Source organism: Reichenbachiella sp. MALMAid0571, from assembly GCF_040151475.1.
Classification (GTDB): domain Bacteria; phylum Bacteroidota; class Bacteroidia; order Cytophagales; family Cyclobacteriaceae; genus CAXBNB01.
On record NZ_JBDKWG010000132.1, the window covers coordinates 1 to 12,484 of the forward strand.

Annotated in this window: 8 protein-coding genes and 1 pseudogene; 6 read left to right on the forward strand and 3 right to left on the reverse strand. The window is 39.6% G+C overall.

The genetic code is table 11. The features are described from left to right. Nucleotides 1-243: 243 nt before the first annotated feature. Together AAOP42_RS12135 and AAOP42_RS12140 are read right to left on the reverse strand one after the other, a co-directional pair. On the reverse strand, nucleotides 244-1,323 hold the full coding sequence (locus AAOP42_RS12135; protein ID WP_349528789.1) for a metallophosphoesterase: 1,080 nt from the start codon (nucleotides 1,321-1,323) through the stop codon (nucleotides 244-246). Between the two features lie 41 nt (nucleotides 1,324-1,364). Then, nucleotides 1,365-3,611 (reverse strand): GH92 family glycosyl hydrolase, encoded by a 2,247-nt coding sequence (locus AAOP42_RS12140; RefSeq protein WP_349528790.1) that lies wholly within the window; start codon nucleotides 3,609-3,611, stop codon nucleotides 1,365-1,367. 192 nt (nucleotides 3,612-3,803) lie between these two features. On the opposite strand from AAOP42_RS12140, the pseudogene AAOP42_RS12145 reads away from it, so the two are divergent. Beyond that, a pseudogene (locus AAOP42_RS12145) lies at nucleotides 3,804-5,251 on the forward strand (sulfatase). Here AAOP42_RS12145 and AAOP42_RS12150 read toward each other — a convergent pair. Continuing rightward, entirely contained in the window at nucleotides 5,243-6,124 is an 882-nt protein-coding gene (locus tag AAOP42_RS12150; RefSeq protein ID WP_349528791.1) for a PfkB family carbohydrate kinase, read from the reverse strand. The pseudogene AAOP42_RS12145 and the gene AAOP42_RS12150 sit on opposite strands and share 9 nt — an antisense overlap. A 156-nt stretch (nucleotides 6,125-6,280) precedes the next feature. Between AAOP42_RS12150 and AAOP42_RS12155 the strand changes: the two genes are divergently transcribed. The 5 genes from AAOP42_RS12155 (at nucleotide 6,281) to iolD (ending at nucleotide 12,473) form a co-directional block, all read left to right on the forward strand. Beyond that, the gene (locus AAOP42_RS12155; protein ID WP_349528792.1) at nucleotides 6,281-7,303 is read left to right on the forward strand and encodes a LacI family DNA-binding transcriptional regulator; all 1,023 of its coding nucleotides are present in this window, start codon (nucleotides 6,281-6,283) and stop codon (nucleotides 7,301-7,303) included. A gap of 300 nt (nucleotides 7,304-7,603) precedes the next feature. Next, nucleotides 7,604-8,542: a class II fructose-bisphosphate aldolase gene (locus tag AAOP42_RS12160; protein ID WP_349528793.1), complete on the forward strand. Its 939-nt coding sequence runs from the start codon at nucleotides 7,604-7,606 to the stop codon at nucleotides 8,540-8,542. Nucleotides 8,543-8,688: 146 nt separating this feature from the next. After that, complete coding sequence (gene iolB, locus AAOP42_RS12165; RefSeq protein WP_349528794.1) at nucleotides 8,689-9,558, forward strand: 5-deoxy-glucuronate isomerase; 870 nt, start codon at nucleotides 8,689-8,691, stop codon at nucleotides 9,556-9,558. Nucleotides 9,559-9,567: 9 nt separating this feature from the next. Next, nucleotides 9,568-10,593: a 5-dehydro-2-deoxygluconokinase gene (gene iolC / locus AAOP42_RS12170; RefSeq protein WP_349528795.1), complete on the forward strand. Its 1,026-nt coding sequence runs from the start codon at nucleotides 9,568-9,570 to the stop codon at nucleotides 10,591-10,593. A 2-nt stretch (nucleotides 10,594-10,595) separates the two neighbouring features. Further along, complete coding sequence (gene iolD / locus AAOP42_RS12175) at nucleotides 10,596-12,473, forward strand: 3D-(3,5/4)-trihydroxycyclohexane-1,2-dione acylhydrolase (decyclizing) (RefSeq protein ID WP_349528796.1); 1,878 nt, start codon at nucleotides 10,596-10,598, stop codon at nucleotides 12,471-12,473. Nucleotides 12,474-12,484: the final 11 nt, after the last annotated feature.

Consider the following 12,484-nt stretch of genomic DNA (forward strand, 5'->3'; position numbering starts at 1 on the left):
CCCATCAGTATTTTCAGATTTCATGTTGTCCGATGCACTTGGTTTTGGATTGGGACTTGGAATGAGAAACCTGCAACCAACCTACACCGGCAGAGTGATCCTGAAACTAAACAACAACTTCGGAGGCCGCAACTACAGACAGAAAAGCGCATACAGATACAGATAATTGGTAGTCATTTTGAAACATTACAACCAGCTTGGGCATGGGCGGCTATTTAATAGTCGTCCATGTTTTTTTGATTTTTAGTCCAATACAAAAGTGAATTCATTGTAAGCTTCCTTGTTCCATGCCAGGTGTTTGGTGCTGGGGGAAATAGCAAAAAAAGGAGAGAATGTTCGTACTTTTACTGTTTTTCCGTCAGGAAGAAATTCCAAAATCCTCAACCATCCATCACCACCGTTTCCATGCCAGCCACCACCCATAGCCTGAGCATTGAAAGTCACCTGATTCACTTTTTTGCCTCCGGTATTTTTGTCTGTTCTAAATCCGACATGTTCTTTAAAATTATCAGCTCCACCGATGTGACCAGAAAATACCATCTGTACATTTTTTGAAGGCTGTACCAATTTCTCCCAAATGGCTTTCCCGTAGTTACCGTCTGTTATAGGGTAGTTTTCTTTTTCTATGTGTTGGTTTTTTGAGTTGAGGTAAGAGTGAGTAAGTACTGCGACAGTGTGGTCTTTGTACGTCTCTTTTTTTACTACATTCTGAGCCCAATAGATCACAGTGTCTCTCGGGGCAAACTCCAGATTCATGAATAGGAATTTACGGTTGTGAGGAGAAATAAATTCAAAAGCAGCGTTTTGGAGTGTTGGTTTGCCTTCCTTGTTTTTTCCTGCTTCCTTTAAGATCTTGACGTTGGAGAGGTTTCTATGGGCAGGAAAGTATTCGTTATAGTTCGAACTTCTGTTTTCTACGCTTTTATATCCAAAATCATGATTGCCTGCAGCCAAGATATATGGCACTTTGTTGTCCAGTCTTTCAAATGCCCTTGATACGGCAATCCACTGACTTCTGCTTGGCTCATTGCCATTCACATTGTCAGGCACTAAAAGTTCATTTTGTTCCACCAGATCACCCGTACACAGCACCATTTCAATATTCAATCGATCAAGGTTGTCTTCAATCCATCCTGTCATCAATTCGAAAATTCCCTGGTTTCTGCCAAATTTCACGTACGATTGTGGGTCGGGTAGCATGATCATAGTCCATGAATCGGGATTGGAAAGAGCAAGAGGGGTATATTTTTCCTGTGCTTTTGCCGGACTTAGAACTTGCAGGCTAAATACAATAGCGAGACTTAGGTATTTTAAAAAATTCATAATTCGTTGGTTAGAAAGTGTGAGATTTTTTTCCGTAATCCTTATGGCTTGTTTTTCAATTCAAAATTGAAGATACCGCCTTTTGTGATTTCCTGATGTGAAATAAAATATTTGTTCCACGGTTTTCCATTGCGTATCATTTTATCAATATATATATCTTTAGTATCAGACTTTTTTGTATTGATCACTAGCTTTTCTCCATTATAATAGTCAGAATCAAGGTGTATGGTCACTTTGTCGAATATGGGAGAAGTGATGGCAAAATCCATATTTCCCGGACAGACAGGGTAGATGCCAATCATGCTGAATACTGCCCATGTGGACAATGTACCACAGTCGTCATTGCCAGGGATGCCATCAGGGCTGTTTTTGTAATAGGTGTTGATTAGCTTTCTAACTTGCTGTTGGGTTCGCCATTCCTCCCCTTTTACATAGTTGAACAAATAAGGGTAGTTGATATCGGGTTCGTTGGCCATATCGAAGTGCTTGTCGTCAAAAATCTTTTGAAGCGTATTGACAAATACTTTGTTGCCACCCATGAGCTTTTTTATGCCGTTGATATCGTGCGGTACGTAAAGCGTATATTGCCAGGCATTGCCCTCATGAAAGCCTGGTGATGGAGCAAAATTTTCTCCTTGTTTAGGATCAAAAGTTGGTAGAAAAGTACCATCAGCTAATTTTGGACGGATCATATTGAATTCCTTATCAAAATACTCCTTGTATCTCAAAGACTGATTGAAGAAACGAGAGTAATCGTCTTTTTTACCTAAGGCATTAGCAAACTGAGCCAGATTCCAATCTGCTATATAATACTCCAGCGCATGGGATACGGAGTTGTCAAATTCTTTCATCAGAGGTACATACCCTTTGGACAAGTAGTCATCATTGTCCGGACGTAGTTTGTTGTCTTTTCCGGTTGCCGTAGCTGATTTAAACATCGCTTCATAGGCCATTTTATGGTCAAAATCCCTTAACCCCCTGAAGTAAGTATCTACAATTACGGGGATAGATGGGTCGCCTTCCATTACGTGAGTTTCTTTGCTGTTAAGTTCCCATTTAGGAAGCCAACCACTTTCTTTGTACATGTCTATGAGTGAGTTGACCATGTCTAACTGTTGTTTTGGATAAACCAGAGACATAAATGGGTGAACATTTCTATAGGTGTCCCAAAGAGAAAATACAGTATATCTTTCTCTACTTTTTACTTGTCCTATGTCGTAAGATTCCATTTTTGGATATTGTCCATTTACATCGCTGATCACATTGGGGTGAAGGTTGATGTGGTAGAGTGAGGTGTAAAAAATGATTTTCTGTTCGTCAGTTCCACCTTCTACTTCTATTTTAGATAGTGCTTTTGTCCATGATTCTTTTGCTTGACTAAGTATTTTATCAAAATCAAAACCTGGCATTTCAACTTTCAAATTCTCACGGGCATTGTCAATACTCACATAAGAAACTCCTATTTTCACCAGTACCTCTTCATTGTCTTTTGTGTCGAATGAAAGCCAGGCACCTACCTTATCTCCTGCTATTGGAGCTGAGTATCCTTCATAGTATTTGATTTTTCCGCTGGTAGCTGACCAACTGGCTTCTGCCTGCATTTCGGGCATTTGTTTCCAAACCCCACTTGATTTGAACGGTTTGCTAAATTTTGCTACAAAATAAACAGGACGCTCCGATCCATCATTGTAGCAAAAGCTCCCCGTCATTCGCCAGCCTTCCACCTCTGTTTCGTTCACTATGTCGATGCTGCCACCCACTTCGTTGGTTAGTGCATCACCAAGATTAATGAGAATATTTGACTTTCCTTCTGGAAAAACAAACCGTGAAAGTCCTACACGTTGAGAGGCCGTTGCTTCAGTTTTTATCTTATATTTTGAAAGGAAATTAGAATAATAGCCTGGAGAGGCGGTTTCATTTTCATAAGCAGAGCCATATTTTGTAATGTCAGCCTCAACTTTACCAGTGGTAGGCATCAGTAAAATAGTGCCAAGTTCCGGACAACCAACACCACTCAGATTGACATGGGAAAATCCGGTGAAATAGCTGTTTTCATAAGCATATGGAGTGGACCACCATCGGGCGTCTTTGTCAAAAATATTTTCTTTCGAACCAGTTACGTTGAAAGGTGCCACTGAAACCAGACCCTGAGGTACGACAGCACCCGGATTAGTCGCTCCAAAATTGGAACTTCCGATAAAAGGGTTAACATAATCTATCGGGGATTGTGCGAGGCTTTTAAAAATAAAGGCTACTGCTGTCAGACAGCATAGAAAATATTTATTCATCTTAGTGGATTAAATTCTGTAATGAAGCGAAGTTAATGGCTTTTGTTTTGCTCGTGAATTTTTGAGGGCTGAAATGTTTGCTTAATCTGTGGTTTCTGTCTGATGCATTTCTCTGGGAACATTCTTCTTATAGAATGGCAAACAAGCAAACTTGAGTCGATTTTATTATTTGCTTTTTGTTACATTAGTAAAATGAATATTAACATAATAAAATCTTTCGTAATCCTATCCCTATTGTTTGTTTTGGGTTGCACCAGTCATCGCCCACCCAATATCGTCTTTATCTTGGTGGATGACCTAGGTTGGAACGACCTTGGATGTTATGGCAGTACGTTTTATGAAACACCCAATCTGGATAAAATGGCATCTCAGGGAATGATGTTCACAGATGCTTACGCTTCTTGTCCCGTTTGCTCTCCTACACGTGCTTCTATCATGACAGGAAAATATCCTTCAAGGTTGAATATTACTGACTGGATTCCCGGGCAGAATCCAAAAAACACGAAACTAATTGGTCCACAAGATTTGGATGAACTTCCTTTGGAAGAATTGACTATTGCCGAGAGACTAAAGGAAAACGGGTACAAGACTTTTTTTGCCGGTAAATGGCATTTGGGAGACGAGGGCTTCTTTCCTGAAGATCAGGGTTTTGATATCAATAAAGGGGGACACCACAAAGGATTTCCCCCCGGTGGGTATTATTCTCCATATAAAAACCCGAAATTAGAAGATGGGCCTGAAGGGGAGTATCTTCCAGATCGTCTGACCAATGAGTCAATTCAATTTATGAAAGAAAATAAGAAAAATCCGTTTTTGTTATACCTTTCTTATTACACAGTTCATACTCCTATTCAAGCCAGTAAAAGGCATTTGGAAGAGTTTAAGAAAAAAGCGAGTGAATTGTTGGATGAAGATGCTCCCAAAATGCTTGATGAACATGAAGGAAGCACGGTTTCTGAACAGTACAATCCAAGTTACGCCTCTATGGTATATGCAATGGATGAAAATGTTGGCAGGTTGTTGGATCAAATAGAAAATCTTCTGATAATACAATTGTGATATTTACGAGTGATAATGGAGGGTTATCTACTTTAGGTAAAAATAGAAAAGCACCGACATCTGTGAAGCCTTTGAGAGCAGGGAAGGGGTGGTGCTACGAAGGAGGTATCCGTGTGCCACTTATTGTCAAAGCTCCGGAAAGTATGGCGATTAATGGAACGAATAATGTGCCTGTAATCAGTAATGACTTTTATCCAACAATATTGGAGTTGGTAGGGATACCTTTGCTGCCTGATCAGATTTTGGATGGATTAAGTATTGTACCATTATTAGAAGGAGAAGAAGGGATAGAAAGGGAAGCGATATTCTGGCATTATCCTCATTATCATGGAAGCACATGGACTCCAGGGGCAGCTATTAGAGTAGGAGATTGGAAGCTGATCGAATTCTACCACTACGATAAGACAGAATTGTACAACCTGAAAGATGATTTGGGTGAAACCAAAGACCTCTCAGAGAAATATCCGGATAAAGTAAAAGAATTAAAAAGCAGACTAAAACAAATGCAAGTCGAAACCAATGCTCAGTTTCCGATTTCTAATCCCGATTATGTTGATGAAACAGTTTCGGAATTATTTTAGTACTTCATTTCCTTCAACCAATTCCAATACTTCTTGTTCAGTATTGCTAAAAGGGCCAAAAGATTGAATTTTCAGAGTTGCCATAGCTGCTGCAAAACGGCCGGATTCGTCTATAGAAGCACCTTGCCCTCGCTTGTATAGGTAGCCTGCCATGTAGGTATCTCCGCATCCTGTAGCATCTATCACTTGGTTGGGTGTATAAGCAGGAATATCATAAAAAGTATTTTCAGCATAGATGATCGAACCATGACTTCCCAAAGTTATAATTACCTCTTTTACTCCCAAATCAGCCAGTGCATAAGCCGCTTCCTTATAGTCTTTTTTACCTGATATAATAGCAGTCTCTTTCTCATTTGCTTTTAAGGTGTGAACAAATTGGAGTCCCTTTTTTTTGTCAACCCAATCAGAATATTTCACTTTTTGATTTTCTGTATAGCGCAGGAAACCTTGAATATCAAGAGATATTTTACCGTTTTCTGCTAGTTTTTCAATCAATTCGAGTGTAATATCGTCATTCAGCAAGGGTCCCAAATGGATGTAGTCTGCAGAGGTACCTGGTACATTATTAGTGGTAAACGGAGTAGCTTTTGCCAACACATTTTGTTCCCGATTGTCCTGATTTATTTCATATATATTTTCAAAAAAGACGGAATGCTCACTAGGCAGACACACGATTTTGATGCCTTCTTTTTCAAGGCCTTCTACTACACTTTTTTCTTTTTCGCCCACTGCGGTCAACAGCTTAAAGTCTCCGTTCAATTGGTTCAACGCCTTACTGAAATAAAAAGCCGTTCCTCCTGGCATATACCTTTCCGAACCAACTGTTACGACCCTATCTTTTGTAATATGGCCAATCGTACAAATTTTTGACATTATCTCTCTTTATGTATTACAGCTCGCAAAGTTACGGAAACGAATCTTTTAATATTTAGTTAATCTTAAAATAATAAAAGAAACCAAAAGAGTTTTCAAAGTAAAATTTTTGATGAATGGTTTTTCTATATTTACCGCCTTCTTAAAGAAAGCCCTATGTCAGGATCAGTGACCATTATAGATTTAGCCAGAGAGTTAAAAATCTCTCCTTCCACTGTGTCAAGGGCTCTGAGGGACCATCCTGCCATCAAAGACCAGACTAAAGTAATGGTGCAGGAATTGGCAAAAAAGTTAGGCTATCAACCAAATGCCCTGGCATTAAGCTTACTCTACCGCAAGACCAATAACATAGGAATCATTGTACCGGAAATTACGAGCTACTTTTTTTCAAGTATTATATGTGGCATTCAGGATGTTTTAGATCCGGAAGGACAGCATGCAGTAATCAGCCAGTCTAACGAATCCTATGAGACCGAGAAAAGGGGGATTGATACGCTGCTATCGTCAAGAGTTGATGGTTTTTTGATCTCCAGTACTTTTGATACTACTGATTATTCTCATTTTGAAAAGCTTCGCCAAAACAATATACCACTCGTGGTATTTGACAGGGACTGTGAAGGACTTCAGGCAGACAAAGTTCTTGTCGATGATTACGATGGTGCTTGTCAGGCAGTAGAGCATCTTATCAGCATGGGATGCAAGAGAATTGCTCACATTGCCGGACCTAAAAATCTATCTATAGCCGAGCATCGCAAAAACGGATACATTGACACTTTGAAGAAACATAATATTGAGATTGATGAGGACCTCATTGTACAGAGTCAGTTTTTTCAAATGGAAGATGGAATAGAGCCAGCTAAACGATTGTTAAAATTGAAAGAAAAACCGGATGCAATTTTTGCTGTAAATGACGGGATAGCAATAGGTACATTATCTGTTTTGAGAGAAAGCAATATCAGAGTTCCAGAAGAAATAGCTGTAATAGGTTTTGACAATGATCCTTTCTCTTCTTTTTCATATCCATCTCTTTCTACTATTGACCAGCCTACTTATGAGATGGGAATGCTGGCGGCACGGATTTTACTCAAAGCCATAAGCAGCCCCGATGAGGAGAGAGAATTTCGTCATGAGGTTTTAAAGCCAGAATTGGTAGTTCGGGATTCATCCCGAAGAAAATAAAGATAATTTTTATTGGATTCCTTTTTGCCTAAGTCTCTGGTGTTTTAAAGTTGAAATTCATCGTAGATCAAACAATACATCAACTTGCAATTCAGATGAATTAACTTCTTTTCTACTGTATTTTTAATGCCTCTCAAAATGCAAACCTTTGCAGGAATGGATTGCAAACCTTTGCATTAAATTATCCTTCAAAGCACGCTGTAAATCCACTTTTTACTTTCAAATTTATAATTCCAAAAGGTAAAAAATATAGAATTGTCTGGCGGAATGAGTCGATGAAAAAGACTATAAACTGATACAATGAAAGTCACTACAGATCAACTATTTCAAACCTGTTACGGGAAGTATGCCATAGCGGCTGTCAATGTTTTTACTATGGAACAGGTACTGGGATTGTTTGCTGCAGCACAGGAAAGTAAATCTCCTTTTATTGTTCAGACTACCCCGGTAGCAAGAAATTATGCCAATGCAGAGATGCTGTTGGCTATGATTGATGCGGCATCAAAAATCTATCCCGATACTGTGTTTGCTGTGCACTTAGATCATGGTGTAGAAGACCATGCATTTGATGCTATTAGGTCTGGGCAATATACCTCTGTAATGATAGATGCTTCTCACGAAGATTTTGAAAGCAATATTTCCAGAACCATTAAAGTAGTAGAGAAGGCACATGAAGCCAACATTAGCGTAGAAGCAGAACTCGGCGTGTTGAGTGGAGTAGAAGACGATATTTCCATTGAAGATAAATACGCAAAATACACCAATCCCGATGATGTAGTAGAGTTTGTAGAGCGAACCGGTTGTGACAGTCTGGCCATAGCAGTTGGAACCTCGCATGGGGCTTATAAATTTTCAGGAGGTCAGGGCTTGCAGTTTGATATTTTAAAAGAAATCAGGCAAAAACTAGAGGGTTTTCCTTTGGTGCTTCATGGAGGTTCTACAGTAAACCACAAAGAAATAGAAGCCATCAATTCTTACGGAGGCAAACTGAATAACTCGGCTCAGGGAGTTGACCCTGAGCAACTAAAGGAGTCCATTCAATATGGTATTTGCAAAGTAAATATTGCTACCGATACCAGATTGATCTGGACCAGAGTACATAGAGAATTTTTCAATAACTACCCTGATAAGTTTGATCCCATAGTACCAGGTAAAGTCTATATAGATGAGCAAAAAGACTTCTTGATGGAGAAGTTTGAATTATTGGGTTCTGCACGAAAAAACAGTGACTTTTTATAGTCATATAACAATATATGTCAATTCATAATTGACTATTAAAATCTTTTGTTGACTAAAGACTATTGACCGCTGGCTCTTTGGCCAGAAACCAGCGGTCAGGTCTTTTATTCAAAAGAAAAGTTGCAATCGAATAAAAATTAAGATTTATGAAAAGAGATAAAAAATACCCATTGTTGGTAAAAGGAAACTCAGGCTTTGGAATATATCAGGAAGTATTGGCAAAAGATGCCGAATGGCAATATTTGAATTTCAATGCCCGACTGATGAAAAAGGGAGAAGTGTGGAAAGGATATACTGGAGACAATGAATACGGGATTATTCTTTTATCTGGAAATTATTCGGTAAAAACAGATAAAGGCAGTTGGAAAACAGTAAACGGTAGAGAAAGTGTATTTACTGGTATTGCCCATACTTTGTACTTGTCACGTCATACAGAGTTTGAACTTACAGCAGAAAGTGAGGTATTGGATATTGCCTGTGGATGGTCTGAAGCCGATCAGGATTTTCCTGCAAGGTTTAAAACTCCTGATGAAGTAGCCATTGAAATCCGCGGAGGTGACAATGCCACCCGTCAGATCAATTCCCTGATAGAGCCGGGTTTTGGATGTCAAAGATTGGTTTCTGTTGAGGTATATACTCCCTCTGGAAACTGGAGTTCATTTCCTGCTCATAAGCATGATGAGCGGATTTTGGATGAAAACGGCAAGGTGAGAGAAGCACGATTAGAAGAGACTTATTTTTATAAAACGGATAAACCACAGGGCTATGCCATACAGCAAATCTATTCACAAGACAGGAGTTTGGATGAATTGGCAGTAGCACGCAATAATGACTTAGTGATGATTCCTAGTGGGTATCATCCTGTAGCAGCAGGTCATGGATACAATATTTACTATCTGAATTTTTTAACTGGAAGTGATCAATCTCTGGCAGCTACTGATGACCCTGATCATAAATGGATTTATGATTCATGGATGGGGAAAGATCCAAGAATTCCTATGGTTACAGCAAATTAAAACACGAAAATGCAAACAAGTAGCAATAATAATATTGTCGATGTAATTACTATGGGAAGATCATCTATTGATCTTTATTCCCAAAATGTTGGAGCCGAATTTGAAGATATAAAGGGCTTTGACGCTTATGTCGGAGGATCTCCATTGAATATAGCAGTAGGGTGTAGCAGATTGGGTATGAATGCCGCTTTGCTCACCGCAGTAGGTGAAGATAAGATTGGAGATTTTATTCTTTCTTTTTTAAGAAAGGAACACGTCAATGTGGATTACATCCCTAAGTTGCAAAATGCCAGAACCAGTGCCGTTGTGTTGGGCATCCAACCACCTGATAAATTTCCTTTAGTTTTTTACCGTGACAACTGTGCTGATAATAAAATAACAGTTGATCATGTGGACAAAGCCAATATTGCAGGCAGTCGTTTGCTCGAAATATCAGGAACTGCACTAAATGTAGAACCAACTCGTAGTGCGGTATTCCATGCTGTAGAATTGGCAAACAAGCATAAAGTTCCGGTATTACTTGACCTTGATTTTAGAGCTGATCAATGGCAGGATGTAAGGTCTTTTGGTCTGATGACCAGATCTATTCTGCCTAAAACCACCATTGCTATTGGTACGGAAGAAGAAATACTGGCTACCATGCTTCACTCCAGTGATCAGGTGACTATTAAAGACCAGCAAATTTCAGCACCTGAAATTAAAGGAGATTTACCATTAGCAATAGAGGAGATACTTTCATTGGGAGTGAAAACCCTTATTGTGAAAAGTGGAGCTGATGGCGTGACCATTCACAATGCGGATGGCACAGCTCAAAAAGTGCCTGGCTTTCCTGTTGAAGTACTCAATGTTCTTGGTGCTGGAGATGCATTCGCAAGTGGATTTATTTATGGTTACCTGCAAGGATGGGATTTATATAAGGCTTGCCGTATGGGCAATGCAAGTGGAGCACAGGTTGTGCTTCAGCCGGGATGCGCAAACTTTATGCCTTCTCTGGAAGAGTCAATGAAATTTATAGAAAACAGAGGAGGGTTTTAACTATGTCAACTATCAAACTTACTGTAGCTCAGGCTGTCATCAAATTTCTCAACAACCAATATGTAGAAAGAGATGGTGCTGAGAATAAATTCTTTGCCGGATGCTTTGGGATATTCGGACATGGCAATGTGGCTGGTCTGGGACAGGCCATTCAACAACAAAACGATCTGAAATATTACCAGTGCAGAAACGAGCAATCGATGGTGCATACAGCTGCTGCTTATACCAAAATGAAAAATAGAATGAGTGCATTGGTATGTACTACTTCTATAGGGCCAGGAGCGACTAACATGCTCACTGCAGCAGCCGGAGCTACTATCAACAGATTGCCGGTGCTATTACTTCCCGGTGATATTTTTGCCAAAAGAAATGTTTCTCCTGTATTGCAACAACTGGAATCAGGCGCATCGCAGGATATATCAGTAAATGATTGCTTTAAGCCTGTTTCCAAGTATTGGGATAGAATCAACAGGCCAGAACAATTGATTTATTCTTTGCCTGAGGTAATGAGGATTTTGACATCTCCATCAGATACCGGAGCAGCAACACTTGCACTACCGCAGGATGTACAGGCTGAATCTTTCGATTTTCCGGAACAATTATTTCAAAAGAAGGTATGGAAAATTCAACGTACACGTCCGGATAGTTCATTGCTTTCTGAAGCGATAAAATTGATCAAAAGCAGCAAAAAACCATTGATTGTTGCTGGTGGAGGAGCACACTATAGCGAGTCTTTAGGTGTATTGAAAACATTTGTTGACACTACTCACATCCCGGTTGCGGAAACATTTGCAGGAAAAGGAGCTTTGAGATATGATGATCCCCATAATTTGGGGGCAGTAGGTGCTACTGGTACTCCAGGTGCTGTTGAAATTTCAAAAGAAGCAGATGTAGTGATTGGCATAGGGACGAGGTTTAGTGATTTTACTACTGCTTCTAAAACGGCATTTCAAAACCCAAATGTCAAATTCATAAACATTAATGTCTCAGAATTTGACTCAGCCAAACACAATGGATTGATGCTTCAGGGAGATGCCAAGGTGATACTGGAAGAACTATTAGAATCTCTTAGAGACTTTCAGGTGCCCAAAGAATATCAGGATGAAGTAAAGAATTACAATCTGTCTTGGGACTCAAAAGTTTCGGAGATTTATGGTAAAAGGCATAAAGAATTGATGAGTCAGGGAGAAATCATTGGCTCAGTAAATGATTTTTCAGACGAAAACGACGTGGTGGTTTGTGCTGCGGGGAGTTTGCCTGGTGATCTTCACAAACTTTGGAGAACAAAGAGTAGCAAAGGTTTCCATCTTGAATACGGATACTCTTGTATGGGATATGAAATAGCTGGTGGATTTGGAGCTAAAATGGCAGACCCAGATAGGGAAATATATGTAATGGTGGGAGATGGGAGTTATTTAATGTTGGCTCAGGAAATCGTTACTTCCATTCAGGAGAGCTACAAATTAACAATTGTACTTATTAATAATGATGGGTACAAAAGCATTGGATCACTATCAAGGTCGCTGGGAAGCCAGGGCTATGGTACCCGATTTGTAGAGCGAAATGAAGGACAAGTAGTGACTGATTCGGTAAATGGGCAGGTGGTAAAGACATTGCCTGTTGATTTGGCTGCCAATGCAAGAAGCCTTGGTGCTCATGTCATAGAATGCAACAATTTTGACGAATTGCAGGCTGGACTGAAAGAGGCAAAAAATATAGACAAAACAACCGTGATCTATACCGAATGTGACCGGTACGAAGGAGTGGATGGATATTCATGGTGGGAAGTGCCAGTAGCTGAATGCTCGGAAATGGAAACGGTACAAGAGGCCTATAAGGATTATAGTGAAAATAAGAAAAAACAAAAATTGTATTATTAATAAGCCGGAAT

Excerpts from the sequence above, each read along its gene's own strand:
- AAOP42_RS12135 (WP_349528789.1), bottom strand. The coding sequence starts at position 1,323 with ATGAATTTTTTAAAATACCTAAGTCTCGCTATTGTATTTAGCCTGCAA.
- AAOP42_RS12150 (WP_349528791.1), bottom strand. The coding sequence starts at position 6,124 with ATGTCAAAAATTTGTACGATTGGCCATATTACAAAAGATAGGGTCGTA.
- AAOP42_RS12140 (WP_349528790.1), bottom strand. The coding sequence starts at position 3,611 with ATGAATAAATATTTTCTATGCTGTCTGACAGCAGTAGCCTTTATTTTT.
- iolD (WP_349528796.1), top strand. The coding sequence starts at position 10,596 with ATGTCAACTATCAAACTTACTGTAGCTCAGGCTGTCATCAAATTTCTC.
- AAOP42_RS12155 (WP_349528792.1), top strand. The coding sequence starts at position 6,281 with ATGTCAGGATCAGTGACCATTATAGATTTAGCCAGAGAGTTAAAAATC.
- iolB (WP_349528794.1), top strand. The coding sequence starts at position 8,689 with ATGAAAAGAGATAAAAAATACCCATTGTTGGTAAAAGGAAACTCAGGC.
- AAOP42_RS12160 (WP_349528793.1), top strand. The coding sequence starts at position 7,604 with ATGAAAGTCACTACAGATCAACTATTTCAAACCTGTTACGGGAAGTAT.
- iolC (WP_349528795.1), top strand. The coding sequence starts at position 9,568 with ATGCAAACAAGTAGCAATAATAATATTGTCGATGTAATTACTATGGGA.